The 26485-nt window shown below is 69.3% G+C and carries 24 protein-coding genes; 4 read left to right on the top strand and 20 right to left on the bottom strand.

The genetic code is table 11. From position 1 onward, the window contains the following. Nucleotides 1–16: 16 nt before the first annotated feature. Nucleotides 17–595, bottom strand: coding sequence for a DUF3156 family protein (locus PM1_RS09330; RefSeq protein WP_009621652.1), 579 nt, complete (start codon nucleotides 593–595; stop codon nucleotides 17–19). After that, nucleotides 576–2075 (bottom strand): APC family permease, encoded by a 1500-nt coding sequence (locus PM1_RS09325; protein WP_009621651.1) that lies wholly within the window; start codon nucleotides 2073–2075, stop codon nucleotides 576–578. Before PM1_RS09325 ends, PM1_RS09330 begins: the two co-directional genes overlap by 20 nt. Nucleotides 2076–2316: 241 nt before the next feature. On the opposite strand from PM1_RS09325, the gene PM1_RS09320 reads away from it, so the two are divergent. After that, complete coding sequence (locus PM1_RS09320) at nucleotides 2317–3813, top strand: aldehyde dehydrogenase family protein (RefSeq protein ID WP_009621649.1); 1497 nt, start codon at nucleotides 2317–2319, stop codon at nucleotides 3811–3813. Between the two features lie 367 nt (nucleotides 3814–4180). Here the strand turns inward: PM1_RS09320 and PM1_RS09315 are convergent, their stop codons facing one another. The 3 genes from PM1_RS09315 to PM1_RS09305 are packed head-to-tail and all read right to left on the bottom strand — an operon-like array spanning nucleotide 4181 to nucleotide 7080. Then, entirely contained in the window at nucleotides 4181–5503 is a 1323-nt protein-coding gene (locus tag PM1_RS09315) for a TRAP transporter large permease (RefSeq protein ID WP_009621647.1), read from the bottom strand. Continuing rightward, complete coding sequence (locus tag PM1_RS09310; protein ID WP_009621645.1) at nucleotides 5500–6036, bottom strand: TRAP transporter small permease; 537 nt, start codon at nucleotides 6034–6036, stop codon at nucleotides 5500–5502. The genes PM1_RS09315 and PM1_RS09310 overlap by 4 nt, the downstream gene beginning before the upstream one ends. A 12-nt stretch (nucleotides 6037–6048) precedes the next feature. After that, complete coding sequence (locus tag PM1_RS09305; RefSeq protein WP_009621642.1) at nucleotides 6049–7080, bottom strand: TRAP transporter substrate-binding protein; 1032 nt, start codon at nucleotides 7078–7080, stop codon at nucleotides 6049–6051. A 361-nt stretch (nucleotides 7081–7441) separates the two neighbouring features. On the opposite strand from PM1_RS09305, the gene PM1_RS09300 reads away from it, so the two are divergent. Then, complete coding sequence (locus PM1_RS09300; protein WP_009621640.1) at nucleotides 7442–8701, top strand: OprD family porin; 1260 nt, start codon at nucleotides 7442–7444, stop codon at nucleotides 8699–8701. Nucleotides 8702–8704: 3 nt separating this feature from the next. Here PM1_RS09300 and PM1_RS09295 read toward each other — a convergent pair whose 3' ends face one another. The 13 genes from PM1_RS09295 to PM1_RS09235 form a co-directional block, all read right to left on the bottom strand. Further along, nucleotides 8705–9526: a hypothetical protein gene (locus PM1_RS09295; RefSeq protein WP_009621638.1), complete on the bottom strand. Its 822-nt coding sequence runs from the start codon at nucleotides 9524–9526 to the stop codon at nucleotides 8705–8707. 124 nt (nucleotides 9527–9650) lie between these two features. Continuing rightward, nucleotides 9651–10787 (bottom strand): flagellar biosynthesis protein FlhB, encoded by a 1137-nt coding sequence (gene flhB / locus PM1_RS09290; protein ID WP_009621636.1) that lies wholly within the window; start codon nucleotides 10785–10787, stop codon nucleotides 9651–9653. After that, on the bottom strand, nucleotides 10787–11563 hold the full coding sequence (gene fliR / locus PM1_RS09285) for a flagellar biosynthetic protein FliR (RefSeq protein WP_009621634.1): 777 nt from the start codon (nucleotides 11561–11563) through the stop codon (nucleotides 10787–10789). The genes flhB and fliR overlap by 1 nt, the downstream gene beginning before the upstream one ends. Continuing rightward, entirely contained in the window at nucleotides 11563–11832 is a 270-nt protein-coding gene (gene fliQ / locus PM1_RS09280) for a flagellar biosynthesis protein FliQ (RefSeq protein ID WP_009621633.1), read from the bottom strand. Before fliQ ends, fliR begins: the two co-directional genes overlap by 1 nt. A 19-nt stretch (nucleotides 11833–11851) precedes the next feature. Continuing rightward, nucleotides 11852–12631, bottom strand: a complete 780-nt coding sequence (gene fliP, locus PM1_RS09275) for a flagellar type III secretion system pore protein FliP (RefSeq protein WP_009621632.1) — start codon at nucleotides 12629–12631, stop codon at nucleotides 11852–11854. Next, nucleotides 12628–13113 carry a flagellar biosynthetic protein FliO gene (gene fliO, locus PM1_RS09270; RefSeq protein WP_009621631.1) on the bottom strand — a complete coding sequence of 162 codons (486 nt, stop codon included), beginning with the start codon at nucleotides 13111–13113 and terminating at the stop codon, nucleotides 12628–12630. Before fliO ends, fliP begins: the two co-directional genes overlap by 4 nt. Then, nucleotides 13113–13580 (bottom strand): flagellar motor switch protein FliN, encoded by a 468-nt coding sequence (gene fliN / locus PM1_RS09265; protein WP_009621630.1) that lies wholly within the window; start codon nucleotides 13578–13580, stop codon nucleotides 13113–13115. The genes fliO and fliN overlap by 1 nt, the downstream gene beginning before the upstream one ends. Nucleotides 13581–13605: 25 nt before the next feature. After that, nucleotides 13606–14577: a flagellar motor switch protein FliM gene (gene fliM / locus PM1_RS09260; protein WP_009621629.1), complete on the bottom strand. Its 972-nt coding sequence runs from the start codon at nucleotides 14575–14577 to the stop codon at nucleotides 13606–13608. Nucleotides 14578–14587: 10 nt separating this feature from the next. Continuing rightward, nucleotides 14588–15100 (bottom strand): flagellar basal body-associated protein FliL, encoded by a 513-nt coding sequence (fliL, locus tag PM1_RS09255; RefSeq protein ID WP_009621628.1) that lies wholly within the window; start codon nucleotides 15098–15100, stop codon nucleotides 14588–14590. 284 nt (nucleotides 15101–15384) lie between these two features. Next, nucleotides 15385–16662 (bottom strand): flagellar hook-length control protein FliK, encoded by a 1278-nt coding sequence (locus tag PM1_RS09250; protein WP_009621627.1) that lies wholly within the window; start codon nucleotides 16660–16662, stop codon nucleotides 15385–15387. 73 nt (nucleotides 16663–16735) lie between these two features. Further along, nucleotides 16736–17086, bottom strand: a complete 351-nt coding sequence (locus PM1_RS09245) for an Hpt domain-containing protein (protein ID WP_009621625.1) — start codon at nucleotides 17084–17086, stop codon at nucleotides 16736–16738. Between the two features lie 53 nt (nucleotides 17087–17139). Then, nucleotides 17140–18840 (bottom strand): ATP-binding SpoIIE family protein phosphatase, encoded by a 1701-nt coding sequence (locus tag PM1_RS09240; RefSeq protein ID WP_009621623.1) that lies wholly within the window; start codon nucleotides 18838–18840, stop codon nucleotides 17140–17142. Nucleotides 18841–18852: 12 nt separating this feature from the next. Beyond that, the gene (locus PM1_RS09235) at nucleotides 18853–19158 is read right to left on the bottom strand and encodes an STAS domain-containing protein (RefSeq protein ID WP_009621621.1); all 306 of its coding nucleotides are present in this window, start codon (nucleotides 19156–19158) and stop codon (nucleotides 18853–18855) included. 214 nt (nucleotides 19159–19372) lie between these two features. Between PM1_RS09235 and PM1_RS09230 the strand changes: the two genes are divergently transcribed. Next, the gene (locus PM1_RS09230; RefSeq protein ID WP_009621618.1) at nucleotides 19373–20086 is read left to right on the top strand and encodes a TorF family putative porin; all 714 of its coding nucleotides are present in this window, start codon (nucleotides 19373–19375) and stop codon (nucleotides 20084–20086) included. 347 nt (nucleotides 20087–20433) lie between these two features. Here the strand turns inward: PM1_RS09230 and PM1_RS09225 are convergent, their stop codons facing one another. Continuing rightward, nucleotides 20434–21432: an AraC family transcriptional regulator gene (locus PM1_RS09225; protein WP_009621616.1), complete on the bottom strand. Its 999-nt coding sequence runs from the start codon at nucleotides 21430–21432 to the stop codon at nucleotides 20434–20436. Between the two features lie 129 nt (nucleotides 21433–21561). On the opposite strand from PM1_RS09225, the gene PM1_RS09220 reads away from it, so the two are divergent. After that, a complete protein-coding gene (locus PM1_RS09220) occupies nucleotides 21562–21879 on the top strand; it encodes an Mpo1-like protein (protein ID WP_009621613.1) in 318 nt (105 codons plus the stop codon). A 74-nt stretch (nucleotides 21880–21953) separates the two neighbouring features. On the opposite strand, the gene PM1_RS09215 is transcribed toward PM1_RS09220, so the two are convergent. Further along, nucleotides 21954–26282 carry a DEAD/DEAH box helicase gene (locus PM1_RS09215; RefSeq protein WP_009621611.1) on the bottom strand — a complete coding sequence of 1443 codons (4329 nt, stop codon included), beginning with the start codon at nucleotides 26280–26282 and terminating at the stop codon, nucleotides 21954–21956. Nucleotides 26283–26485 lie beyond the last annotated feature (203 nt).

Raw genomic sequence — 26485 nt, 5'->3', positions numbered from 1 at the left:
GCGCGGCAAGCCGCGCTCAGAGTTCGCCGAGCAGGCGCCCCAGGTGGAACAGCGCGCGCAGCAGGTGATCGCGCTGTTCGCGCTCCAGGCGCAGGTAGCGGCGGAAGCTAGGCAGGCGATTGACCACCTCGCTGGCGGCCATATGTTCCAGGCGGATGCGCCAGCGCCCGACGCCGAATTCCAGCTCCAGGCGCTTGAAGTCCAGCGGCGGCAGCGCCCGTTGCAGGTGCTCGTCGGCCGCCAGGCGCTCGGCCAGGCGCGCGCCCAGGGCCGGGTCGCCGGAACGCTGGCGGCATTCCACGCCCTGGCGCCGCAGCACACCCTGGTGGCGCAGCTCGAAGCGCGCCTCGCCGGCGTGCGCCGCCGGCCCTTCGACGACGAACTCGGTGAGCACCAGGTGCATGAGGAACTGCGCCTGGGGCCGCTCGCGCAGCTCGAAGACCAACCCGCCGTCCACCGTGCTGAAGCGCCCGGCGCCGGGCTCCAGGGCTTCGAAGGCCAGGCCGCCGAGGTTGCGCCGGGCCTGCTCCAGGGTCACCCCCGGGCGGTAGCCCAAGGGCGGCCGGCGCAGCCAGTCAGACAGCCTTGGAAGCATGGCCGTAGAACTCGCTGGAATGGATGCCGGGCTCGGCGCGGAACTCCTTCTCCAGCACCTCTTCCACCGGCACCGGGCGGAACGGGTTGACCTTCTGCACCAGCAGGGTCCAGACCAGCGCGTAGGCGGCGGTGAGGCCGAGCATCACGGCGAAGGGCACGTAGATGTCGGCGGGGTTCATGCCCGGCGGGGTGATGTACCACATGCCGATGAGGATGCCGACGCTGGAGACGACCTGCGGCAGCGGGAACAGCGGCGAGCGATAGGCCCGCGGCAGGTCCGGGCGGCGGATGCGCAGCAGCACCACGGAGAGGGTCACCAGCAGGTAGGCGGTGCTCCAGGCGCAGACCGCGGCCAGCACCAGGTTCATGATGTGGTCGGTGTTGCCGCGCAGCCACAGGGCGTGCAGGCAGGGGATCAGCACCGCCACCAGGATGCACAGCACCGGCGTCTTGAAGCGCGGCTGCAGGTAGGCGAAGCACCTGGGCAGCGCGCCGTCCACGGCCATGCCGTACATGATGCGCGGCACGCCGGCCATCAGGGTGTTGATGGTGGCGGCGCCGGCGAACAGGAAGCCCACGCCCAGCCACAGCGGGCCGACCTGGCCCATCACCTGCTCGGCGAAGCGCGGGATGGCCATGGGCGTGTCCAGCAGGTGCACGCCGGCGGCCGGGTCGAGCAGCACGTTCTCCACCTGGCGCTTCATCGCCGCGCCGTAGATGAACATGCACGAGGCCACGCCGAACAGGCCCAGGGCCATGGCCCGCGGCATCACCTTGGCGGAGTTGCGCAGGTCCGGCGCCAGCGGGGTGACGAACTCGCAGCCGACGAACATGAACATGGCCATGCCCACCAGCGAGAGGATGGTCTGCAGGTCGGTGCCCACCAGCGAGGCGCCGAACCAGCCGTCCAGCTGCACCGCCGGGGCGGCCAGCAGGCCGAGCACGCCGAACACCATCAGGGTGCTCCACATGCCGAAGGTCAGCACCACCTCGGCGCGGCCGAAGGCGTTGACGCCGAACACGTTGAGGATGCCGAACACCACCACGAAGCCCACGCCCAGCAGCCAGGAGCCGCCGGCGGACTCGGCCAGGGTGTTGAGGTGCTCGAAGTTCACCAGCGCCATCACCCCGGAAAGGATGGTCTCGGCGGTGCCGGCGAAGACGTGGACGATCAGGTAGGCGGCGATGGTCCCGGTGATGGCGAAGAAGCGCCCCATGCCGCAGGAGATGTAGTCGTACACCGAGCCGCTGGTGGGCAGGATCGAGGCCGCCTCGGCGAAGGTGGTGGACTGCGCCAGCATCATCAGCACGGCGATCACCATGGCCGCGGCGAAGGCGCTGCCGCCGATGCCGAAGCCCATGGTGGCGGTGAGGATGACCGGGCTGGCCATGATCAGGCCGATGGTGCTGGCCAGGGCGGTGGGAAAACCGACAGTGCCGCGCTTGAGGTGCGCGTCGAGCTGCTGCTGGATGGACATGGTGGTGGGCCTCTAAGCAGATGTTCTGGTTTGTTGTGGCTTAGGCAGGGGCGGCACGATGGGGCCTGGCCGACACTCTGCGCCCGGCGCCTGCTGGCGTCTTGCCCAGGCTTGCCGGCGGACTTGTCCATGGCTGCCAGGGCGGCAGCCGCGGTCATGCCCGCCTGGCAGGCTCGGACAAGCCGCCGGCGCGCGCCGCGGCTAGCCTGGGCCATCGACCATCGCAGCCCAGGAGTTGCCCATGTCCAGCCCGCTGATCCCGATCCTCCCGGAGGTGCAGGCCTATCTCGCCCGCGCCCACGCCTCCTTCATCGACGGCGAACAATGCGCGCCGCGCGGCGACGCCCGCCGCACCCTGCGCAACCCTGCCGACGACAGCCCCCTGGCCGAGGTGCGCCTGGCCGACCTGGAGCAGGTCGACGCCTGCGTGCAGTCGGCCCACCGCGCCTTCCGCTCCGGCATCTGGAGCGGCCTGGCGCCGAGCGAGCGGGAACGCCTGCTGCTGCGCTTCGCCGAACTGGTGGAGCGCCACACCGAGGAACTGGCGCAGCTGGAAAGCCTGGAACAGGGCAAGTCGATCCACATCGCCCGGGCCATTGAGGTCGGCGCCTCCCTCGGCTACATGCGCTACATGGCCGGCTGGGCCACCAAGATCGAGGGGCAGACACTGGACGTGTCCATCCCGATGCCGGCCGGCGCGCGCTTTTCCGCCTACACCCGGCGCGAACCGGTGGGCGTGGTGGCCGGCATAGTGCCGTGGAACTTCCCGCTGATGATCGCCCTGTGGAAGGTCATGCCGGCCCTGGCCTGCGGCTGCGCCATCGTCATCAAGCCGGCCGACGAGACGCCGCTGACCGCCCTGCGCGTGGCCGAGCTGGCCATCGAGGCGGGCATCCCCGCCGGCGTCTTCAACGTCCTGCTCGGCGGCGCCGAAGCCGGCGCGGCGCTGGTGGCGCACCCGCTGCTGAACAAGGTGTCCTTCACCGGCTCCACCGCGGTGGGCAAGCTGGTGGGCGGCGCGGCCCTGCAGAACATGACGCGCTTCACCCTCGAACTGGGCGGCAAGAACCCCATGTTGGTGCTGCCCGACGCCGACCTGGACAAGGCCGTCGCCGGCGCCATCGGCGGCGGCCTGCTGAACCAGGGCCAGGTCTGCGCGGCGGCCTCACGGCTGTTCGTCCACGCCAGCCGCCACGCCGAGTTCGTCGAGCGCCTGGGCGAACAGGTGGGCAAGCTGAGCATCGGCCCGGGCCTGGACCCGCAGGCCCAGGTCAACCCGCTGGTCTCGCGCCGCCAGCAGGACAGCGTGCTGCGCCACCTGGCCCTGGCCCGGGAACAGGGCGCGCAATTCGTCTGCGGCGGAGGCCGCCCGGAGCTTCCCGGCTACTACGTCGAACCGACGGTGCTGGCCGGGGTGAACGCTGGCATGGCCTGCGCCCGCGAGGAAATCTTCGGCCCGGTGCTCTCGGTGCTGAGCTACGACGACCTCGACGCCGCCGTGGCGCAGATCAACGACAACCCCTACGGCCTGGCAGCCAGCATCTGGAGCAACGACCTGGGCCGGGTGATGGACCTGATCCCGCGGATCGAGGCGGGCACGGTGTGGGTCAACAACCACGTGCCGGTGGACCCCAACCTGCCGTTCGGCGGCTACAAGCAGTCGGGGCTGGGACGGGAGTTCGGACGGGCGGCGATCGAGGGGTTCACGGAGGGGAAGTCGGTTTGTATTGCGTATTGAGGTGAGGGGGAGTTTGCCGGGGATATTAGTGTCTTGGGTTGACTCCGTTCCCTCTCCCTAACCCTCTCCCTGAAGGGAGAGGGGACCGTTCGGTGAATGTGGATATTTCGGCGTCAGCCGGAAATGAAGGTTCAGGTTGAAACCATTCCTATCCGCCGGCACGGACAAGCCCCCTCTCCCTTCAGGGAGAGGGCTGGGGAGAGGGAGCTCTTGAACCCAACACCGATCCCCCCGGCAACCCCCATTCGCGAGCAAGCTCGCTCCTACAATGGAATGCCATACCCACCCCACACCACCCCTCATAGGAGCGCGCCCTGCGCGCGAATCGCGGGCAGGGCCCGCTCCTACAGGTGCGGGAACGCGCGGCTCAGAAACTCAACAACCACAGCGACAACCCCGGCACCAGCACCAGCAGCACGATGCGCAGCAGGTCGGAGGCGAGGAACGGCAGCACGCCCCTGGCGGTTTCCATGTAGGGCACGTCCTTCGCCAGCTTGTTGACGATGAACAGGTTCATCCCCAATGGCGGGTGGATCAGGCCGATCTCCACCACCATCAACGCCAGGATGCCGAACCAGATGGACTTCTCCCCCGCCGTCAGGTCGAAGAACTCCAGGCCCATGATCATCGGGTAGAAGATCGGGATGGTCAGCAGGATCATCGCCAGCGAGTCCATCACGCAGCCCAGCAGCAGGTAGATCAGCAGGATCACCGCCAGCACCAGCAGCGGCGCCAGGCCGCTGTCGCGGACCCAGGTGGCCAGTTCCACCGGCATCTGCGTCAGCGCCAGGCCGGAGTTGAGCAGGTCGGCGCCCAGCAGCACCAGGAAGATCATGGCGCTGGCCTCGGCGGTGCCGGTCAGGCTCTTGCCCAGGCCGTCCCAGCGCATGCCGCCGCGCAGCACCGCCAGCAGGCCGCAGGCCGCGGCGCCGATGGAGGCCGCCTCGGTGGGGTTGGCCCAGCCGCCGTAGATGCCGACGATCACCACCAGGAAGATCGCCAGGATCGGCAGGATCTGCACGAAGGCCGCCAGCCTTTCGCGGCCGCTGGCCTTGGGCGCCGGCTGGCAGGCATTGGGGTCGCGGGCGACCTGGATGCGGATCACCAGCATGTAGCCGATCACCGCGACCAGCGCCGGCAGCATGGCGGCGACGAACAGCTTGGCGATGGATTCCTGGGTCAGCACCGCGTAGATGATCAGCGGCACCGACGGCGGGATGAGGATGCCCAGGGTGCCGCCGGCCGCCACCGAGGCCGTGGCCAGGCGCCCGGAGTACTTGTGCCGCGCCAGCTCCGGCAGGGCCACCTGGCCCATGGTCGCCGCGGTGGCCAGGGACGAGCCGCAGATCGCCCCGAAGCCGGCGCAGGCGCCCACCGCCGACAGCGCCAGGCCGCCGCGCCAGTGGCCGATGAAGGCCGAGGCGCAGCGGAACAGCGCCTTCGACAGACCGCCGTGGGTGGCGAACTGGCCCATCAGCACGAACAGCGGGATCACCGCCAGGTCGTAGTTGGACAGGCGCGCGTAGGCGAGGTTGTTGAGGGTATAGAGCAAGGCACTGAGGTCGCCCTGATTGATCACCAGGAAGCACAGCGCGCCGGCCAGGAACATCGCCACGCCGACCTGCACGCGCAGCACCAGCATCGCCAGCAGGCCGGCGAACATCCACAGGCCCAGGGCCATTGCGCTCATCGTCCGGCTCCTTCTTCCAGCAGCGCCAGCAGGCTGCGGCACAGGGCGCACAGGCACAGCAGCGCCAGGCTCGGCACCACCAGCGCCAGGGGGATCCAGTGCGGCACCGCCAGCAGGGTGCTGCTGTCCTCGTGGGCGTGGGCCTCCAGCACCTGCAGGCCGGTGCGCCAGGCCAGCACCGCGGCGACCGCGGCGAACAGCAGGTGCGCCACGGCATCGAGCCCACGGCGCACGGCCAGGGGCATCCAGTTGGAGAACATCTCCACGCGGATGTGGCTGTTGCGCATCTCGCACAGCGGCAGGAAGGCGGCGATGGCCACCGCCGCGCCCATTTCCAGCAGCTCCATGTCGCCGGTGACCGGCGTCGACCACAGCTTGCGGCCGACGATGGACACCAGGGACATGCCCACCAGGGCCAGCAGCAGGGCGCCGCCAAAATAGGCGAAGCCCTGCGCCACGGATTCCAGCAGGCGCACCGGCAGGCCCTTGCCGCGAGCCGGCACGGCGCCTTCGAGGGACAGCATCTCGCTCATCGCGGCCACCCCTTACAGCTCGACGCCGGCGGCCCGGGACAGCTCGCGCAGCCGGTCGGCCAGTTGCCCGCCCGCCAGGCCCTTGCCCTCGGCGTCGGCCACCCACTCGGCGGTGACCTTGTCGCCGGCCTCACGCAGGCTCTGGTAGGCCGCCGGCTCGAAGCTGGCGACGCTGTCCCTGGCGACCATGTCGCGGGCCCGCGCCAGTTCGTTCTCCCAGGCTTCGCCGAAGCGCTGCACCAGGGCGTCGCCGCTGTTGCGGTCGAGGATCGCCTTGAGGTCGTCGGGCATGCGCTCGTAGCTGCGCGGGTTCATCAGCATGCCCAGCAGGGTGATGGAGAAGGTCGGGCGGCCTTCCGGCACGTCGGTATGGTGCTGCGTCACCTCGTCGAGCTTCAGCGCCGGGATCAGTTCCCAGCTGGCCAGGGCGCCGTCGATCACGCCCTTGGACAGCGACTCGGTGAGCTGCGCCGCCGGCATGCTCACCGGCGCCGCGCCCAGGCCGGTGGCCAGGCGGGCGCTCATGCGCGAGGAGGCGCGCAGCTTCAGGCCCTTGAAGTCTTCCAGGCTGCGCACCGCCTTGCCGGTGGTGTGCAGCTGCATGCCGCCGTCGCTGTGCAGGGCCAGCACGCGGTAGCCCTTGTAATCCTCCTGCAGGGCCTGCTGGTAGAACTGCCAGATGATCTTCGAGGCCTGCACGCCGTTGGCCGGCAGCATGAACGGCAGCTCCACCGCCTCGCTGCGCGGGAAGCGCCCGGGCGAGTAGCCGGGGGCGGTCCAGACGATGTCCACCACGCCGTTGCGCACCTGGTCCGGCAGTTGCCCCGGGGTGCCGCCGAGCTGCATGGAGGGGTAGATCTGGCACTGGATGCGCTGCTCCGACTCGCGGGCCAGGGTGTCGCACCAGGGTTGGATGACGTGCTGCTGGGCGTTGGAGCTGGCCGGGAGGAAGTGCGCGATCTTCAGCGTCACGCGCTCGGCCGCCACGGCCGGGGCCAGGCTGCCACAGGCGAGCAGCAGGGCCAGGAAGGAGGATTTCTTCATGCCGTTACCTCGGTGTTGTTCTTATCGTCGGGTGGACACCTGGTGGCGCCCGGGGGCTAGATTCAGGCACATAGTTAATATTTTAACAATACGCCCAGCGAATCAGGCGGCGGATTGCCATCCGGGCAAATGTGACAAAATGTTATGAGACGCCCCTGAAAGGCCTATGAACACCGGGATGAAGGCTTTCTCAAGCAGGCAACGGCGCGTATTCCGCGGAAAACAGCCGATCCGCAGGAGGAAAGTTCCGGGTTGTTCCGGCATATCGTTAACAAATTAATTATGTGATACAACCTCTCCCCGCTCGCTCCCGCCGAGGAGCGAAGAACAAGAACAAAACAAGAACAACAAGGGGAAGAGCATGTCCGCCACACACCTTCAGAAGCGCATTCCGTTCCGCCTCGGCCTGTTGGCCACCGGCCTGCTGCCGCTGGCCGCCCAGGCCGATTTCATCGACGACAGCAGCGGCCGCCTGGACCTGCGCAACTTCTACCAGCTGCGCGACTACCGCCAGGACAACGCCGCGCAATCCCAGGCCGGCAACTGGTCCCAGGCCTTCGTCCTGCGCCTGCAGTCGGGCTTCACCGAAGGCCCCATCGGCTTCGGCCTGGACGCCACCGGGCTGCTCGGCGTCAAGCTCGATTCCGGGCGCGGGCGCAGCGGCGACGGCACCCTGCCCTTCGGGCCCAACTCCCGCGAGCCGGTGGACGACTACAGCCACGCCGGGCTGACCGCCAAGCTGCGCTATTCGAAGACGCAGCTGAACATCGGCCTGCTGGAGCCGCAGCTGCCGGTGGTGTTCCGCGACGACGTGCGCCTGATGCCGCAGACCTTCGACGGCGCCCTGCTGACCTCCAACGAGATCGACGGGCTGACGCTCACCGCCGGCCAGCTGTGGAAGTCGCGCACCCGCGAGTCGGCGGGCAACGACGACATGTACATCATGGGCCGCAGCAAGGCCTTCGCCAGCGACGAGTTCAACCTCGCCGGCGCCAGCTACGCCTTCACCCCGAACCTGACCGCCAGCTACTTCTACGGCCAGCTCAAGGACATCTACCAGCAGCACTACTACGGCCTGGTGCACACCCTGCCGCTGGCCGAGGGCCTGTCGCTGCGCAGCGACCTGCGCTACTTCGACAGCGACGACGACGGCAAAGCCATCTCCGGCCCGGTGGACAACCGCAACCTGAGCATGATGTTCACCCTGCGCGCCGGCGCCCATGCCATCGGCGTGGCCTACCAGAAGATGATCGGCGACGACGGCTTCCCCACCCTCAACGGCTACACCCCGCCCTACTCGCACAACCTGATGACCATCCAGACCTTCACCCAGCCGGGGGAGAAGTCCTGGCAGATGCGCTACGACTACGACTTCGCCTCCCTCGGCGTTCCCGGCCTGAGCTTCATGACCCGCTACACCCGCGGCGACGACATCCGCCGCGGCGCGGGCCTGGAGGACGGCCACGAGTACGAGCGCGACAGCGACCTGGCCTACACCCTGCAGGACGGGCCGCTCAAGGGGCTGTCGCTGCGCTGGCGCAACGTGACCGCGCGCAGCAGCCATGGCGCGGACATGGACGAGAACCGCCTGATCGCCAACTACAGCATCCCCATCTGGTGAGTCTCAGGCGGCCGCCCGCCGCCGCGCGCGCGGATCGCCCGGCAGATAGACGCCGGTGACCAGGCGCCAGGCCTCGGAAGTGCGCTTGCCGGGCACCCCGTCGATCTTGACGAAGACGCCCGGGAAGCTGTTCAGCCAGGTCTGCAGTTCCTCCACCCGGCGCACCTCGGCGGCGTCCTCGGAGAGGCTCATGGAGTAGTTCACCAGCAGCGGCTGGGCAGCGCTCGGCTTGGGCTGGTCGACGAACTCCAGCAGGCCGCGCTCGGCCATGCGCCGCAGCAGCACCGCGGCGCCGCACTGCTTGGACTGGGCGCTATCGGACCAGGTGCCGTCCTGCACGTACTTGCCGCTCTGGTAGTGGTTGCAATAGCTCCACAGGTAGGGCGAGAGCACGTGGGGGTGGTACAGCCGGTAGCCGAAGCCGTTGTATGCCTCCAGCTGGTAGAGGGTGCCGGCCAGGCTCCAGTCGGTGGCGGCGCCCAGGCGCTTCAGGCGCAGGGCGTCCTCGGCGCTTTCCTCCCAGGTGAACGGCGGCTTGCCCTCCTTCGGCCGCCCCGCCGGCACCTGCACGGTGCGCGCCGTCAGCGGGTCGCCGTTGTGCAGGTGGCGGTCGAAGCGCAGGCCGCTTTCCATGCAGTGCACCACGCCGATGAAACCCCAGGGGATGCCCAGGGCCTTGCCGACCTCGGCGTAGCGCGGCTGGTTGTCCTCGATGCGCTCGACCAGCGCCTCCACCTCGGCGGCGCGCGCCGGGCGGATCTGGCAGCTGTTGAAGAGTTGTTCGTATTCGCCGCGCAGCGCGGCGGTCAGCAATACCTTGGCCATGGCAGCAATCCCGTGTTGTGGTCCGACTCCGTTCAGGTCGTACCACGGCACGCGCCACCGGCCCTCAAGTGAAAGTGAAGGCCGCCAGCGGCAGCCGTCAATGGCGGGCGACGAACGCGGTGCCTCACTCGTCGCGGCGCAGGTCCGGCGGGATGGGCACGTCGGGCATCGGCCCCGGGCGCTTGCCCTTGCCGGCGCGGAACTGCCTGAGCTGGTAGACGTAGGCCAGCACCTGGGCCACCGCCAGGTAGAGGCCGGCGGGAATCTCCTGGTCCAGCTCGGTGGAGTAGTAGACCGCACGGGCCAGGGCCGGCGACTCCAGCACCGTGACCTTGTGCTCCTGGGCCACCTCGCGGATCTTCAGGGCGAGGAAGTCGTTGCCCTTGGCCAGCAGGCGCGGTGCGCCGCCGGCTGCGGCGTCGTACTTCAGGGCCACGGCGAAGTGCGTCGGGTTGGTGATCACCACGTCGGCATCGGGCACCGCCTGCATCATGCGCCGCTGCGCCATCTCGCGCTGCAGGCGGCGGACCTTGGCCTTGACCTCGGGCTTGCCCTCGGAGTCCTTGTACTCGTCGCGCACTTCCTGCTTGGTCATCAGCAGCTTCTGGCGGTTGTCCCAGAGCTGGTAGGGCACGTCCACGGCAGCGATCAGCAGCAGGCTGCAGGCCATCCAGAAGGCGCTCCAGCCCACCACCTTGACGCTTTCCACGATGGCCGTCTGCAGCGGCTGGTGCAGCAGCGCCAGCAGCGCCTCCTTGTCCGAGCGCAGCACCAGCACCGCCACCGCCAGCACCACGACGAACTTGATCAGCGCCTTGAACAGCTCCAGCACCGACTTGGCGGAGAACATCCGCTTGATCCCTTCCAGCGGGTTCATGCGGCTGAACTTGGGCGCCAGGGCCTCGCCGGAGAACAGCCAGCCGCCCAGGGAGATGGGCCCGATCAGGGCGGCGCAGAGCAGCACCAGCAGGATCGGCCAGAGCCCCTCGGCGGCCCCGCGCGCGGCGGTGCCCAGCAATTGCAGCATGCTCTCGCTGCGCATCGCCGTCTCGCGGGACATCTCGAAGCTGTTGCGCATCACTCCCATCAGCACCTCGGCCAGGTGCGCGCCGTAGACCAGCAGCGCGCCGGCCCCGGCCATCAGCACGGAGAGGGTGTTGAGCTCGCGGGAACGCGGCAGCTGGCCTTTCTTGCGGGCCTCGCGGCGACGTTTCTCTGTGGGTTCCTCTGTCTTGTCCTGGCCGCTCTCGCTTTCCGCCATCAGCGCGCTCCCACCAGTTCACGGAGCAGCGCCAGGGCCTCGCGGACGAGGTCCTGGTACTGCGAGAGGATTTCGGCGGTGCCGATCCAGACGATGATGAAGCCCATAACCAGGGTCAGCGGGAAGCCGATGGAGAAGATGTTCAGTTGCGGCGCGGCGCGGGTCATGGCGCCGAAGGCGAGGTTCACCACCAGCAGCGCGGTGACCGCCGGCAGGGCGATCAGCAGGCCGCCGCCGAGCACCCAGCCGAGCTTGCCGGCCACGGTGTACAGGTGCTCGCCCGACAGGCCCTGGCCCACCGGCAGGGTGACGAAGCTCTCGGCGATCACCTCCAGCACCACCAGGTGGCCGTTCATGGCCAGGAACAGCAGGGTCACCAGCAGGCTGAAGAACTGCCCCATCACCGGCACCGAGATGCCGTTGGCCGGGTCCACGGTGGAGGCGAAGCCCAGGCCCATCTGCATCGACAGCAGCTGCCCGGCGACCACGAAGACATGGAAGAACAGCTGCAGGGTGAAGCCGAGCATGGCGCCGATCAGCACCTGCTCGCCCACCAGCAGCATGGCGCGCAGGTTCAGGGCGTCGACCTGGGGCATCGGCGGCAGCGTCGGCACCAGCACCACGGCGATGGCCAGCGACAGGTACAGGCGCACCCGCGCCGGGACCATCTGGTTGCTGAAGATCGGCATGGTCATCAGCAGCGCGGCGATGCGGAACAGCGGCAGCACGAAGCTGCCGACCCAGGCGCCGATCTGCGCGTTGGTGAGTTCCAGCATCAGCCGATCAGCGTGGGGATGCTGGTGATCAGGCCCTGGGTGTACTCCATCAACTCGCGCACCAGCCAGGGGCCGAGGACGATCAGGGTGCCGAGGGTCACCAGCAGGCGCGGCAGGAAGCTCAGGGTCTGCTCGTTGATCTGCGTGGCGGCCTGAAACATGGCCACCACCAGGCCCACCAGCAGGCTCGGCAGCACCAGGATGGCGACCATCATGGCGGTCAGCCAGAGTGCCTGGCGGAACAGGTCGACGGCGACTTCCGGGGTCATGGCGCGCCCTCCTCTCTAGTCAAACGGTGCCGAAGCTGCCGGCCAGGGTGCCGATGATCAGCGCCCAGCCGTCCACCAGGACGAACAGCATGATCTTGAACGGCAGCGAGATGATCAGCGGCGACAGCATCATCATGCCCATCGCCATGAGCACGCTGGCCACCACCAGGTCGATGATCAGGAACGGGATGAAGATCATGAAGCCGATCTGGAACGCGGTCTTCAGCTCCGAGGTGACGAAGGCCGGGACCAGGATGGTCAGCGGCGTGGCGTCGGCGTTGGCGATGTCGGTGCGCTTGGACAGGCGCACGAACAGGTCCAGGTCCGACTGCCGCGTCTGCGCCAGCATGAACGATTTCAGCGGCACCTCGGCGCGGCTCAGCGCCTCCGGGGCCTGGATCTGCTCGTTCAGGTAGGGCTGCAGCGCGGTGCTGTTGACCTTGTCGAACACCGGCGCCATGACGAACAGGGTGAGGAACAGCGCAAGGCCCACGAGGATCTGGTTCGACGGCGTGGTCTGCAGGCCCAGCGCCTGGCGCAGGATGGCGAAGACGATGATGATCCGGGTGAAGCTGGTCATCAGCATGACGAACGCCGGGATGAAGCTCAGCGCCGTCATGATCAGCAGGATCTGCAGGCTGACCGAGTATTCCTGCTGGCCCTGCGGGTTGGTGGTCACGGTGATCGCCGGGACCTGCAGCGGGTCGGCGGCGAAGGCCTGGGGCGCGAGCAGCGCCAGCAGCACGGCCAGCAGCGGCAGGCAGCGGCGCAGTGCCTGGGCGAAGGCGGGGAAGCTCATTGCGGGCGGCCCTTGTCCTTGTTCAGCAGCTCCAGCAGGCGCTGGGCGAATTCCGGCGGCGCCGGCTGCTCGCCGGCCTCGACGCCGCGCACCGGCTCCTTGAGCACGTGCAGCGGGGTGATGCGCCCGGGGGTCAGGCCGAGGAGAATCTGCTCCTCGCCCACCTGCACCAGCAGCAGGCGGTCGCGCGGGCTCAGGGCCTGGCTGGCCACCAGCTTGATCGCCTGGTTGCCGCGCGGGCCGATCTGCTGCACCCGGCGCACCAGCCAGGCGAGCAGGAAGATCAGCGCCACCACCAGCACCAGGCCGAACAGCAGCTGCAGCAGCTGGGCCCCGGCGCTGCCGGTGATCAGGCTCGGCGAGGCGCTGGCGTGGACGATGGCCGGCGCCGGCGCGGTGGCCGGCTCATCGGCGGCCCGGGCCAGGGGCAGCAGCCCCGCCAGCGGCAGGGCGCAGAACAGCGCGAACAGGCGGGCCATCATCAGCGCAGCTTCTTGATGCGTTCGCTGGGGCTGATCACGTCGGTCAGGCGGATGCCGAACTTCTCGTTCACCACCACCACCTCGCCGTGGGCGATCAGGGTGCCGTTGACCAGCACGTCCAGCGGTTCGCCGGCCAGGCGGTCGAGCTCGATCACCGAGCCCTGGTTGAGCTGCAGCAGGTTGCGGATGGTGATGTCGGTGTGGCCGACCTCCATGGAGATGGTCACCGGGATGTCAAGGATGACGTCCAGGTTCGGCCCTTCCAGGCCGGCGATGGTCGGCGCCCGCGGCGCCATGCCGAACTCCTCCATGGGCGCGCGCGGCGCCACCGGGGCGGCCGGCGCGGCGTTGCCGGCCATCATCGCGTCGATGTCGTCCTGGCTGGCGTCGCCCGCCTCGGACAGGGCCGCGGCCCATTCGTCCGCCAGGGCCTGCTCCTCGGGGGTCACTTTGTCTTCATCTGCCATTGTCGGGTCCTCTGGGGGGATGCGCTCAGCGCGGGCGCTCGAGCGGATCGAGAATCTGGAAGGCCAGGTTGCCCTTGTGCGAACCCAGCTTGACCTTGAAGGAAGGCACGCCGTTGGCGCGCATCACCATGAATTCGGGCATCTCCACCGGGATCACGTCGCCCGGCTGCATGTGCAGGATGTCGCGCAGGCGCAGCTGGCGGCGCACCACGGTGGCGTCCACCGGCACGTTGACGTCGAGGATGTCCTCGCGCAGGGCGTTCTGCCAGCGCTCGTCCTGGTCGTCGACGTCGGACTGGAAGCCGGCGTCGAGCATCTCGCGGATCGGCTCGATCATCGCGTAGGGCACGGTGATGTGCAGGTCGCCGCCGCCGCCGTCCAGCTCGATATGGAAGGTGGAGACCACCACCACCTCGCTGGGGCTGACGATGTTGGCCATGGCCGGGTTCACTTCCGAGTTGACGTACTCGAAGGTGATCGGCAGCACCGCGCTCCAGGCCTCGGCCAGGTCGACGAAGGCCTGCTCGATGACCATGCGCACCACCCGCAGCTCGGTGGGGGTGAACTCGCGGCCCTCGATCTTGGCGTGGCGGCCGTCGCCGCCGAAGAAGTTGTCCACCAGCTTGAACACCAGCTTGGCGTCGAGGATGAACAGCGCGGTGCCGCGCAGCGGCTTCATCTTCACCAGGTTGAGGCTGGTGGGCACGTAGAGCGAATGCACGTACTCGCCGAACTTCATCACCTGTACGCCGCCCACGGCGACGTCGGCCGAGCGCCGCAGCAGGTTGAACATGCTGATGCGGGTGTAGCGGGCGAAGCGCTCGTTGATCATCTCCAGGGTCGGCATGCGACCGCGGACGATGCGGTCCTGGCTGGTCAGGTCGTAGGACTTGACCGCCGTGGGGTCGGAATCGACTTCGGTTTCCACCAGGCCGTCGTCGACGCCGTGCAGCAGCGCGTCGATTTCGTCCTGGGAGAGCAGATCTTGCACAGCCATGGCGGCTTACCTACTGGAGTACGAAATTGGTGAAAAGCACCTGTTCCACGGTCAACTGACCGGTGGCCTTCTTGGCCAGTTCCTGGATGCTGGCGGTCGCCTGCTGTCGCAGCATCTCCTTGCCCACCGGGGTGGTCAAGGCGTCGAAATTCTGGCTGGAGAACAGCATCACCAGTTGGTTGCGCACCAGCGGCATCTGTTCGCGCAGGGCGTCCAGCTGGGCCTGGTCGCGGCCCATCAGGGCCACGGCGACCTGCAGGTAGCGCTGCCGCCCGCCCTGATTGAAGTTGACCACGAAGGACGGCGCCAGCACCTCGTAGAGCGCCGGTTTCTTGCCGCTGCCGGCCTCCGCGGCCGGCGCCTCGGCCGGCTTGGCGCCGCGGCTGAGGAAGAACCAGGTGCCGCCCACCGACGCCCCGACCGCCAGCAGGAAGGCCAGGCCCAGGATGATGATGAGCTTGAGCCGGCCCTTGCCGGCGCCGCCCTCGGCGGGTGGAGTGGTCTGCTGATCGTTCTTAGCCATGCCAGAAATCCGTCACTTGCGCGGTCCGTTGCCTGTCCATAAGGATAGGAGCAAGGGCTGTGCCAGGTCATGCCCGGCCGCCGCGGCGGATATTACAGGCTGCCGATGAGCGGAGCGAGGGGCGGCGTGCGGGATGGCGGAAGTGCAGGGCTTTGCGCTTGCGATGCCCATGCGACCCTGGCGATGGGTATCGCTTCGCTCAACGCCATCCTACGAGAGTGCTCCGCCGGCTCGCTCCTACGAAAGCGCTGCCAACCGGTGGTGTGGGAACGGCAGGGCCGGCGTCAGGCGTAATAATCCACCATCCCCAACCCACCCAGCTGCGGCCGCGCGCGGATTTCGCTGACGCCGCTGAGCACCGGCTCGTCGTCGCCTTCCGCGCCCGCCGTGGCCGCGCCGCCGCGGGCGTTGCCCTGCTGCTGGCCCTGGCCCTGCCAGCCGCGGGCCAGGGACTGGTCGGAGACGTTGACGTTGACCTGGTTCATGCCCTGCTGGCCGAGCATCTCGCGCAGGCGGTGCTGCTGGCTGTCCAGGGCCTCGCGCACGCCGGCGCTGGCGCTGGCGAAGGTCACCTGGGTCTGGTCGCCGGTCATGTGGATGCGCACTTCCAGGCGCCCGAGGTCGGCCGGCTCCATCTGGATGTCGGCGGACTTCAGGTTCTGGCTGGACATCCACATCACCCGGTCCACCACCTGGTCGGTCCAGCCGTTCTGCTGCATGGCCACCGGCTGGCCGGGCACCTGCGGGTTGACCGGGCGGCTGGTGAGCGCCTGCTGGGTGCCGTTGAGCGCCTGGGTCATGGCCTCCAGGCGATGGGCGAAGCTCTCGTTGCGCGTCTCGGTCTTGGGTTGCGCCACGTCGTCGGCCAACTGCCCGGCCAGCTCGCCGGCGGCATCGGTGGCCTTGGCCTCGGTCGAACCCTGGGCATCCTTGAGGCCGGCCAGCAGGCTGGTCATGTCCAGCTTGGCGTCGCCCTTGCCCTGGTCGTCGGTCAGCTTGAGGTTGATTTCACCCTTGCCGGCGGTGGGCAGCTGCAAGGCCTGGGTCACCTCCTCGGCGCCCGTCTCCGGCAACAGGGCCACGCCCTGGGCCTGGTTGAGCTTCTGCAGGTCGCCATCGCTGTTGGCGGCGTTGAGCTGGGCCTGGCCGAGCTGCGCGGCGCTGTCCTGCACCGGCGGCTGCGCGCCCATGGCCAGCGCCAGCAGCGGGTCGAGGCTGGGGTCGGGCGGCTGCTGGCCGTCGTCGTCGGTCGACGCCTGTTCCTGGGCCGGCAAGGGCTTGCCGCCATCGGCAACCTTTGGCTGCTCGCTGCCGGCTTCCGGCGCCTTGGCGCTGTCCTTGGCCGGCGCGTCGTCCTGCCCGCGCGGCTTGTCGCGGCTGGCCTTGGTTTGGGCCTGCGGGCGCTCCTTGGCGGCCGGCCGGCTCTCCTGGGCGTAGACGTCGGCGAAGCTGGAACCCTTGTCGTTGCTGGTGTTGGCCGAATCCTGCGCGGCCCTGGACGGGGATGTCCGGGGGCTCGCTGGCGCGGTCGGCGAAAGTAGGATGTCCGGGGCGACAGCCATCGGCGATCTCCGTTCTCGTTTGCGTCGATGACACGGAGATAGCAAGGGCCGGGCCAGTTTCCCGGATCGCTCGTCAGGAACGCTGCAGGCGCTGCTGGCGCAACAGGATGCGGACGATGGCGAACTCGCGTTCGACCTGCTCGATCAGCCCGGCGGCCTTGGCCATGTCGCCCTGCCGGGCGGCGTCTTCCAGGCGCTTGCACAGCGCGGCCAGGGCCGGCGCGCCCATGTTCCCGCAGCTGCCCTTGAAGCTGTGCGCGGCGTGGCGCAGGGCCTGGCCGTCGAGTTCCGCCAGGGCCTCGTGGAGGTTGCGCAGGCGCTCCTCGGAATCCGCGACGAAGGTGTCCAGCAACAGCGGAAACTCTTCCGCCATCACCTCCCGCAAAGCCTTCAGTACGGCATCGTCGAGATGCACATCGGACATTCGCTCGCTCCCTGGCTACCCGTGGCCAGGGCCGGCGCACGGGAAGTGCCGGATTATGCCTGAGCGGACCAGAAAAACTCCACGGACACCGACTTGCCGTCCGCCGACCACTGGCAGCGGTCGGCCAGGCTGCGCACCAGGGTCAGGCCGCGGCCGCTGAAGGAACCCGGCGCGCACTGCGCCTGGGCTTGCAGCACGGCATTGACGTCGAAGCCGTTGCCGCTGTCCTCCACCCGCACCAGCAGGCGGCCGCCGTCGCCATGGGGGGCGAGGTCGATGTGGAAGCGCACGAAGCCGTGGTCGAGGCTTTCCAGGCGCCTGCGGCGTTCCTCGTAGTAGCGGGCGAAGCCCTGGGCGTCGCACTTCAGGCGCGACTCCAGGCCCATCACGCCGTGCTCCAGGGCATTGGAATAGAGCTCGGCGAGCACCGTGTACAGCGCCCCGCCGCGGGGGCGCAGGTCATGCACCTCCATCAGCAGCTGCAGCAGGAACGGCAGGGGGTTGAAGTGACGCAGCGTAGGGGAGCGGAATTCGAAGCTGCAGGACCAGTCCTGGGTGCCGCCCAGCCCGCTCTCGGAAAACGCCAGCGGCGGCCGCTGCAGGCTGGCGTCGGGCACCAGGGCCACCTCCAGCATGCTCAGGTCGTCCTGGGCCTCGCCGCGGAAGCGCACCAGCGCCGCCTTCACCCCGTCGAACAGCCGCGAGGCGTCGCGCTGCTCCTCGAACACCTGGCGCAGGCGCTGCTCGCCGAACATCTCGCCCTGCGGGTTGCTCGCCTCCAGTACACCGTCGGAGAACAGCAGCACGCGGTCGCCGTCCTCCATGGGGAAGACTTCGCAGCGCTCGTCGAAGGCCGCCGGCTCCAGGATGCCCAGCGGCAGATGGCGCGACACCAGGGGCTGCAGTTCGCGGCCCTGGCGGAACAGGTAGCCGTCGGGCAGGCCGCCGTTCCACACCTCCAGCAGGCCGCGCTGGAAGCTCAGGTTGAGCATGCTGGCGCAGCAGAACACTCCCACCGGCAGGATGCGCTTCAGCTTGGCGTTCATCTCGCGGAGGATGTCGGCGATCGGGTAGCCCTTGGCGGTCATGCCGTAGAACACCTCGGCCAGCGGCATGGCGCCGATGGCCGCCGGCAGGCCGTGGCCGGTGAAGTCGCCGAGCAGCACGTGCATGCCGCCGGAGGGCTTGTAGGCGGCCAGCAACAGGTCGCCGTTGAACAGCGCGAAGGGCGACTGCAGGTAGCGGATGTTCGGCGCGTTCAGGCAGCCGGAATGCGCCACCTTGTCGAACACCGCCTTGGCCACCCGCTGCTCGTTGAGCAGGTGCTCGTTGTGCCGGGCGATCAGGTCGCGTTGCGCCAGCACCTCGCGCTGCAGGTGGTGCAGGCGGCCCATGGCGCGGATCTTGGCTTCGAGGATCACTCGGTTGTAGGGCTTGGAGAGGAAGTCGTCGCCGCCGGCCTCCAGGCTCTGCACCAGGGCCTCGGTCTCGCTCAGCGAGGTGAGGAAGATGATCGGCACCAGCTCCTCGCCGGCCTGGCGGCGGATCCGCCGCGCCGCCTCGAAGCCGTCCATCACCGGCATCAGGGCGTCCATCAGCACCAGTTGCGGGCGCTCCTGCTCGAACAGCGCCAGGGCCTCCAGGCCGTTGGCGGCGGTCAGCACGCGGTGGCCCTGGCGGCTGACGATGGTGGACAGCAGCAGGCGGTCGGCGGCGTTGTCGTCGGCGATCAGGACCGTGAGGAAGTTGGCCATGACCGCCACGGCTCAGGAGATGCGGAACAGTTGTTCGAAATTGGAGATGGAGAGGATCTTGCGCACGTCCGGGCTGCAGTGCACCAGGCTGATCTGCGCATGTTCGCCGCCGGCGTGGTCGCGCAGCAGCAGGAGCATGCCCAGCGCCGAGCTGTCCAGGTAGGTGGCGCCCTTGAGGTCGACGACGTAGCGCCGCGGGGTGGTCTCGACGCGCTCGTAGGCGTCGCGGAATTCCTGGTGCGCACCGAAGTCGAAGCGGCCCTGGACGACGATGGTCAGTTCCTGGCCGTCGGCCGAAGGTACGGATGTGATGGCCATGGAGGCCTCCCTGCTGAATGGACTGCGCATGCTGGGGAAGATTTAGCAGCTAGTCCGCGGCCCGGCAACCTCGGCGAGCGCCGGTACGCAAAGGTTCGCTCCGGCCGACAAATGGACCGCCGGTCATTGCCCGGTCACCGAATGGCTTTACCCTGTAAAGGTGCGGAGGGGACCGCACCTGCCAAGGAGCATTTCGAAGATCTAGGGGGGAGCCATGATCATCCACCGTCTGCTGCTGGGCGCCACGCTGTGCGCCAGCCTGGCCGCCAATGCCCAGGTCATGCAGCGCCAACTCGGCGACTTCGACCTCAAGTTCGCCACCTCGCCGGCCCGCAGCATGGCCCAGGGCCTGGTCCAGCCCGGCGGCCTGGACAGCCTGCACGGCGGGCTCGACGCCAGCCACGCCTCGGGCTGGTACTTCGGCGGCTGGGCCGCCAACCTGGAACCGGACAAGCCCACCGAAGTCGATTCCTACGCCGGCTTCAAGCGCCCGCTGGGCAATGGCCGCCTCGGCTACGAGCTGGGCAGCATCCGCTACGTGCACCCGCAGCGGCCGGACCTGGACACCCAGGACGTCTACGGCGGCCTGTCGATCTTCGGCAGCCGCCTGGGCGCCGCCTACAGCAACAGCGCCGGGCGCAGCAGCGCCACCCTGTTCGCCGACCTGGGCCTGACGCCGCCGCTGGGCTTCGACCTGACGCTGAAATACGCCAGCTACAGCCTGGAAAACCCGGTGAGCGTGACCAATGGCTATGTCAGCGGCTTCAACGACTGGTCGGTGAACCTCAGCCGCCCCTGGCTGGGCCTGGACCTGAACTTCTCCTACAGCGGCAGCAGCCTGAGCGGGACGGACTGCACCGCCTATTCCGGCCACAACGCCTATTGCGACAGCGCCGTGACCTTCAAGGCGTCGCGGTCGTTCTTCTGAGCCTGCGCGGATAATCGCGGACGGAGTCCGCTCCTACGGTTCCAGGAGACACGGGCGTAGGAGCAACCGTCTTGCCGGCTGCACCGAGATGCGCCTCAACGGATGGGTTGAGCCTTGGCGAAACCCATGCGGTTGCGGTGATGGGTATCGCTTCGCTCAACACCATCCTACGAAAAGCCATGCTCGCTCATGCAGTAGGACCTTGTCCGCGATAGCCGGACGTATCGGCGCGATTCGCGGATAAGATCCGCTCCTGCGGGTTGTCCCAACACCGTGCCCATGCAGGAGCGCGCCCTGCGCGCGATTCGCGGGCAGGGCCCGCTCCTACAATCACCGCCCTCGACCGCCTACAACCGCTCCCGATACTCCCCCGGCGTCACCCCGAACCAGCGGCGGAAGGCGCGGAAGAAGTTGCTCGGCTCGGAGAACCCCAGCAGGTAGGCGATCTCCAGCAGCGTCATGTGCGGCGTCGCCAGGTACTGCTGGGCCAGCTCGCGGCGGGTGTCGTCGAGCAGTTGCTGGTAGCTGCTGCCCTCCTCCTGCAAGCGCCGCTGCAGGGTGCGCTCGGACAAGTGGAGGATTTCCGCCACCACCTCGCGCCGCGGCTCGCCCTGGGGCAGCAGGCGGCACAGCACCTGGCGCGTCTGGTGGCTGAAGCGGCTGCTGCCGAAGCGCGCCAGGTACTCGCCGGCGAAACGGTCGTGCAGGCGCGCCAGTTCGGCGTTGGCCGTGGGCAGCGGCGCATTCATGTCCTCGTGGGAAAACAGCATGGCGCACTGCCCGTGGCCATGGCTGAGCGGCGCCTGGAACAGCGCCTGGTAGGGCGCCAGGTCGACCGGCGGTTCGCCCGCCAGGCGGACCTCCAGCGGGCGGATGTCGCGCCCGGTGATCCAGCGCACCAGGGCGATCATGCTGGCCAGCGAACTTTCCGCGCTCTGCCGTGGCGGCAACAGGCGGTCGCCATGCACCTGCACGCTGAACAGGCAGCCCTCGGGCAGGCGGCGGAAACTCGCGTCCGCCCCCTCGGCGATGATCCGCTGGTAACGCTCCAGGCGCTCGAAGGCTTCGGCCAGGGTGCGGCTGGACATCATCGAATACCCCAGCACCGGAAACGCCGGGGTGTGCACACGGGCGAAATTGAGGGCGATGGCCGGATTGCCGCTGCGCTGCACGGCCAGTTGCCACAGGCGCGTCATGTCGTCCTGGGGGAAACGCGCGTCCGGGTCGGCGAGGACGGCAAGGTCCAGGCCCAGCTCGGCGAACAGCTCGCGGCTGTCCAGCCCCTCCAGCTCGATGGCAAGGAGGATCCCACGAACCCAACTGGACAGGGTGGTACGCTCAGGCATCTCGGTTCTTCTTGTTGTCAGCGCGCGCAAGGAATGGCGGGGTTGGATACTAAACTGGCTGCAGGGGTCATCTGCAAGTCATCGGCCGCCTTCGTAGACTGCGGCCATCACAACAACAGGAGGTGCGCCATGACCACCCACACCGCCGAGCGTTTCCACAGCTTCGCCGAGTTCTACCCCTTCTACCTGCAGGAACACAGCAACCCCACCTGCCGCCGCCTGCACTACGTGGGCAGCCTGCTGGTGCTGGCGATCCTCGCCTACGCCATCGCCAGCGGCAACCTGCTGTGGCTCATCGCCCTGCCCTTCGCCGGCTACGGCTTCGCCTGGGTCGGCCACTTCGTCTTCGAAAAGAACCGCCCTGCCACCTTCAAGTACCCGCTGTGGTCGTTCATGGGCGACTGGGTGATGCTCAGGGATGCTTTTACGGGGCGGATTCGGTTCTGAGGTTGCAGCAGCTTGCTCGCGAACGACAGGGGTTCGCGAGCAAGCTCGCTCCTACGAAAAGCATGAAGCGTGATCTAGCGCCGGATCAGTAGCTCCCGCGCCTTCGCCATTTCCTCCGCCGGCAGTTCCGCCCAGAGCACCGGCTTGCCGGCGATGAGCGCGCCCAGGGCGGCGCCGTCGCGGTAGAGCACGCGGTTGCCGGCGACTGCCGGTACCTTGCTGCCCGGCAGCAGGGTGCCGGCTAGGTTGAGCGGGTCCACCGCCGAGAGCACCAGGTATTCGCCGTCCTTTTCGCGCCGGCGCACCTCGCGCAGCAGGCCGACGGCCTCGGGCAGGGCGAACTGTTCGCCGGTGAGGCCGGCGACGAAGCGCCCGCCGCGGATTTCCCCGCGGGCTTCCAGGCGATGGTAGACGCGCAGCAGGTCGCGCCAGGGCGGCAGCCAGTCGGCCTCGCGCTCCAGCACGCGCCAGCAGACCACGCCGTAGCGGCGCAGCAGGGTCATGGCCACATGTTCCAGCACTTCCGCCTGCAAGCGCGGCGGCTGGCCTTCGATCAGCTCGTTGCGCGGGCGGCGCAGCAGCGCCCAACGGCCGGCGTCGGCCATGCCGAACAGTGGGGTGCGGGCCCGGCGCTCCTGGCGGCTGCGCTTGGCCGCCGGCAGCAGCAATGCGCGCAGGCCGGCGAAGCTGTCGGCGTTCACCCGGCCCACCGCCACCAGTTCGCCCAGGGCCATTTCCAGTTCGCTGCGCAGCAGGTGCGCCTCGCTGGTGAGTTCGTCGAAGAAGAGTGCGCCCTGCTCCTGCAGGGCCTGCAGCACCTTCTGCGCCTTCGAGGACAGCTCGGCCTCCGGCGCATCGGCGCAGAGCGCGCCCCACAGCGGCAGCTGGCGGCGCGGCAGCAGGACGATGGGCGTGCTGCGCAGCGGCCCGGCGCCGCTGCGCCCGCGCGCCGTGCCGCGGCTGGGCAGGCGCGCCCAGACCAGGCGGCCGGCGCGGCACAGGTCGTCCAGCCAGTTGATGCCGTAGTCGGCCACCCGCGCCGGCAGCAGGTCGCTTTCCCAGGCCCCGGCGGCGGCCTGGAAGCCTTCCAGCTGGCTGAGCACGCCGGCCAGGGCCTCGGCGCCGCGCGCCCGGGTGGTTCTGGAGACGCGCTGCCAGTCGAACAGGAAGCGCATGAAGTCGGCGCGCTCCACCGGCTCGATCTCGCGGCGCAGGCGGCGCACCGTGTAGCGGTGGATGCGTGCCAGCAGGTGGCGCTCGCACCACTCCTCCGCGTCGACGTCGGGGCTGAAGCGGCCACGCAGCACGTAGCCCTCGCGCTCCAGGCCAGCCAGGGCGAAGGCGATGTCGGCGGGCGGCAGGTCGAGGTCCATGGCCAGTTGCGCCTGGGTGCGCGGGCCGAAGCCGGTCAGGCGCGCGCGCAGCAGTTCCAGGCGCGCATCCTCGGCGGACCAGCCTTCCTGCAACGCCAACGGCAGGTCCAGCTCGGGCGCCAGCCGTGCCTGTGGATAGACCGCCCGCAACTGGCTGAGGCGTTCGGCGGCCACCCAGAGGTCGGCCGCGCCGCTGCGCAGGCGCGTCGCCCGCCCGGCCCTGGCCAGGCGCCCGAGTAGCAGTTCCCAGCCCAGGTTGGCGCGGGCTTCCTCGGCGAGGATGCAGCCCAGGCCGGTCAGCGCCTCGTGCATCTCGTCGGCGTCGCGGGCCTCGGGCCAGGCTTCGGCGCGCACCGCGGCGATGGCCTCGGGGTCGAGGGCGCCGAGGTCGTCGGCGGATTCCGCGTCGCTCCAGCGCCGGCTCAGCACGGCCTGGGTGCGGCGTTCTTCCAGCGGGGCGTCGTCGAGGTAGGCGTAGGGGCTGGCGCTGAGCACTTCCGCCGCCAGCGGCGAAGGCGCCGGCAGGTCGCGGGCGTGCAGCGCCACCTCGCCAGCCTCCATGCGCCGCAGCAGGGCCAGCCAGCCGTCGCAGTCCATGGCTTCGTGCAGGCAGTCGTCGAGGGTCTGGGCCACCAGCGGATGGTCGGGAATCTCGCGCTCGCCGACGATGTTCTCCAGGCACGCCACCTGGTCGGGGAACACCGCCGCCAGCAGGTCCTCGCTGCGCATGCGCTGCAGTTGCGGCGCCACCTTGCGCCCGCCGCGGAAGCGCGGCAGGGCCAGCGAGGTGGTGGCGTTCCAGCGCCAGCGCACGCCGAACAGCGGCGCGTCGAGCAGGGCCTGGATCAGCACATGCTCGGCGCTCTTCGAGTTCAGGTAGCGCCACACCTCGTCCAGCGGGAAGCTGTGGCTGGTGGACAGCGAGAGGATGATGGCGTCTTCGGTGGCCGCCGCCTGCAGCTCGAAGTTGAAGGTGCGGCAGAAGCGCTTGCGCAGGGCCAGGCCCCAGGCGCGGTTGATGCGGCTGCCGTAGGGCGAATGCAACACCAGTTGCATGCCGCCGGATTCGTCGAAGAAGCGCTCCAGCACCAGCGCCGACTGGCTCGGCAGCACGCCGAGGGCGGCGCGGGCGCGGGCCAGGTATTCCACCAGTTGCCGGGCCGCGGCTTCCTGCAGGCCCAGTTCGTCCTCCAGCCAGCGCAGCGCCGGGGCCAGGGGCGCGTCGCTGCCCTGCCCTTCGGCGAGCAAGGCGTCCAGACGCTCGCGCAGGCGCGACGCGCTCACCGACAGCTCGTCGCTGCGCCCCGGCGCCTCGCCCAGCCAGAACGGGATGTTCGGCGGCAGGCCCTGGGCGTCCTCGACGCGCACCTTGCCCGGCTCCACGCGGAGGATGCGGTAGGAGACGTTGCCCAGCTGGAACACGTCGCCGGCCAGGCTTTCCACGGCGAAGTCCTCGTTCACCGTGCCCACGGTCAGGCCCTGGGGCTCCAGCAGCACCTGGTAGTCGCCGGCGTCGGGGATGGTGCCGCCGGAAGTCACGGCGGTCAGCCGCGCGCCGCGCCGGCCACGCAGCAGGCCGTGGACGCCGTCGCGGTGCAGGTAGGCGCCGCGCTGGCCGTTGCGGCTGGCGTAGCCCTCGGCGAGCATGCGCAGCACCGCGTCGAAGCGCTCGCGCGGCAGGCCGGCGTAGGGCTGGGCGTGGCTCAGCAGCTGGAACAGCTCGTCCTCGCGCCATTCGCGGCAGGCCACTTCGGCGACTATCTGCTGGGCCAGCACGTCCAGCGGCGCGTGGGGGATCGCCAGGGCATCCAGTTCGTCGCGGCGCACGCTGTCGAGCAGCGCCACGCATTCGATCAGCTCGTCGCGGGAGGTGGGGAACAGCCGCCCTTTCGGCGTGCCGCCGACGCTGTGCCCGGAACGCCCGACGCGCTGCAGGAAGGCAGCGATGGAGCGCGGCGAGGCGACCTGGCAGACCAGCTCGACGTCGCCGATGTCGATGCCCAGCTCCAGCGAGGCGGTGGCCACCAGCACCTTCAGGCGCCCGGCCTTGAGCCGCTGCTCGGCGCCCAGGCGCTGTTCCTTGGACAGGCTGCCGTGGTGCGCGGCGACCTTGTCTATCCCCAGGCGCTCGCCCAGGTGGCGGGTGATGCGCTCGGCCAGGCGGCGGGTGTTGACGAAGACCAGGGTGGTGCGGTGTTCCTCGGCCAGCGCGGCGAGGCGGTCGTAGACGCTGTCCCAGACCTCGTGGGACATCACCGCCTCCAGCGGCGCCGGCGGCACTTCGATGCCCAGGTCGCGGGCGCGGCTGTAGCCGATGTCGACGATGCGGCAGTCGGCGTTGCCGCAGAGGAACCGCGCCACCGCCTCGACGGGCTTCTGCGTGGCGGACAGGCCGATGCGCACCAGCGGCTCGGCGCACAGGGCCTGCAGGCGTTCCAGCGACAGCGCCAGGTGGCTGCCGCGCTTGCTGCCGGCCAGGGCGTGGATCTCGTCGACGATGACGCTGCGCGCGCCGGCCAGCATCTGCCGCCCGGAGTCGGAGCCGAGCAGCACGTAGAGCGATTCCGGGGTGGTCACCAGGATGTGCGGCGGCCGCCGGCGCATGGCCTCGCGCTCGCCCTGGCTGGTGTCGCCGGTGCGCACCGCGCTGCGGATGTCCACGGCCGGCAGGTCCTGGCGCTCAAGCTCGGCGCGGATGCCGGCCAGGGGTTCTTCCAGGTTGATGCGGATGTCGTTGGACAGCGCCTTGAGCGGCGAGACGTAGACCACGCAGGTGCGGTCCGGCAGCTCGCCGCCGTTGGCCAGGCCCTCGCGCACCAGTTGGTCGATGGCCGAGAGGAAGGCGGTGAGGGTCTTGCCCGAGCCGGTGGGCGCGGCCACCAGGGTCGAGCGCCCGGCGCGGATCGACGGCCAGGCCCGCACCTGGGCCGGGGTGGGCGCGGCGAAGTGGCGGGTGAACCAGGCGGCGACGGCGGGGTGGAAACCCTGCAGGACGTCGGCGGGCGTGGCGCTGCTGGCGAGTCGGTTCATGGGCACCAATATGGTGGCGGCGGGCGAGGCCCTCAAGCACCGCCGATCGTGGCTGGCCTGGCGCGGCGCAGGCATCGCGCGGCCAGGTCACGAGGGACCGAAGGAAACAGCCTCAGCACTCTACACAAACGACAGCGCCCCTCGGAGATCACCTACAAGCAGTACGGGCATGTCATAACAACGCCTCCCCTTATCATCTCGGC

Origin of the sequence: Pseudomonas sp. M1, assembly GCF_022760135.1 — a bacterium.
Classification (GTDB): domain Bacteria; phylum Pseudomonadota; class Gammaproteobacteria; order Pseudomonadales; family Pseudomonadaceae; genus Pseudomonas; species Pseudomonas citronellolis.
This window is presented reverse-complemented; position numbering and strand designations above follow the sequence as displayed.

Excerpts from the sequence above, each read along its gene's own strand:
- PM1_RS09330 (WP_009621652.1), bottom strand. The coding sequence starts at position 595 with ATGCTTCCAAGGCTGTCTGACTGGCTGCGCCGGCCGCCCTTGGGCTAC.
- PM1_RS09325 (WP_009621651.1), bottom strand. The coding sequence starts at position 2,075 with ATGTCCATCCAGCAGCAGCTCGACGCGCACCTCAAGCGCGGCACTGTC.
- PM1_RS09320 (WP_009621649.1), top strand. The coding sequence starts at position 2,317 with ATGTCCAGCCCGCTGATCCCGATCCTCCCGGAGGTGCAGGCCTATCTC.
- PM1_RS09315 (WP_009621647.1), bottom strand. The coding sequence starts at position 5,503 with ATGAGCGCAATGGCCCTGGGCCTGTGGATGTTCGCCGGCCTGCTGGCG.
- PM1_RS09310 (WP_009621645.1), bottom strand. The coding sequence starts at position 6,036 with ATGAGCGAGATGCTGTCCCTCGAAGGCGCCGTGCCGGCTCGCGGCAAG.
- PM1_RS09305 (WP_009621642.1), bottom strand. The coding sequence starts at position 7,080 with ATGAAGAAATCCTCCTTCCTGGCCCTGCTGCTCGCCTGTGGCAGCCTG.
- PM1_RS09300 (WP_009621640.1), top strand. The coding sequence starts at position 7,442 with ATGTCCGCCACACACCTTCAGAAGCGCATTCCGTTCCGCCTCGGCCTG.
- PM1_RS09295 (WP_009621638.1), bottom strand. The coding sequence starts at position 9,526 with ATGGCCAAGGTATTGCTGACCGCCGCGCTGCGCGGCGAATACGAACAA.
- flhB (WP_009621636.1), bottom strand. The coding sequence starts at position 10,787 with ATGGCGGAAAGCGAGAGCGGCCAGGACAAGACAGAGGAACCCACAGAG.
- fliR (WP_009621634.1), bottom strand. The coding sequence starts at position 11,563 with ATGCTGGAACTCACCAACGCGCAGATCGGCGCCTGGGTCGGCAGCTTC.
- fliQ (WP_009621633.1), bottom strand. The coding sequence starts at position 11,832 with ATGACCCCGGAAGTCGCCGTCGACCTGTTCCGCCAGGCACTCTGGCTG.
- fliP (WP_009621632.1), bottom strand. The coding sequence starts at position 12,631 with ATGAGCTTCCCCGCCTTCGCCCAGGCACTGCGCCGCTGCCTGCCGCTG.
- fliO (WP_009621631.1), bottom strand. The coding sequence starts at position 13,113 with ATGATGGCCCGCCTGTTCGCGCTGTTCTGCGCCCTGCCGCTGGCGGGG.
- fliN (WP_009621630.1), bottom strand. The coding sequence starts at position 13,580 with ATGGCAGATGAAGACAAAGTGACCCCCGAGGAGCAGGCCCTGGCGGAC.
- fliM (WP_009621629.1), bottom strand. The coding sequence starts at position 14,577 with ATGGCTGTGCAAGATCTGCTCTCCCAGGACGAAATCGACGCGCTGCTG.
- fliL (WP_009621628.1), bottom strand. The coding sequence starts at position 15,100 with ATGGCTAAGAACGATCAGCAGACCACTCCACCCGCCGAGGGCGGCGCC.
- PM1_RS09250 (WP_009621627.1), bottom strand. The coding sequence starts at position 16,662 with ATGGCTGTCGCCCCGGACATCCTACTTTCGCCGACCGCGCCAGCGAGC.
- PM1_RS09245 (WP_009621625.1), bottom strand. The coding sequence starts at position 17,086 with ATGTCCGATGTGCATCTCGACGATGCCGTACTGAAGGCTTTGCGGGAG.
- PM1_RS09240 (WP_009621623.1), bottom strand. The coding sequence starts at position 18,840 with ATGGCCAACTTCCTCACGGTCCTGATCGCCGACGACAACGCCGCCGAC.
- PM1_RS09235 (WP_009621621.1), bottom strand. The coding sequence starts at position 19,158 with ATGGCCATCACATCCGTACCTTCGGCCGACGGCCAGGAACTGACCATC.
- PM1_RS09230 (WP_009621618.1), top strand. The coding sequence starts at position 19,373 with ATGATCATCCACCGTCTGCTGCTGGGCGCCACGCTGTGCGCCAGCCTG.
- PM1_RS09225 (WP_009621616.1), bottom strand. The coding sequence starts at position 21,432 with ATGCCTGAGCGTACCACCCTGTCCAGTTGGGTTCGTGGGATCCTCCTT.
- PM1_RS09220 (WP_009621613.1), top strand. The coding sequence starts at position 21,562 with ATGACCACCCACACCGCCGAGCGTTTCCACAGCTTCGCCGAGTTCTAC.
- PM1_RS09215 (WP_009621611.1), bottom strand. The coding sequence starts at position 26,282 with ATGAACCGACTCGCCAGCAGCGCCACGCCCGCCGACGTCCTGCAGGGT.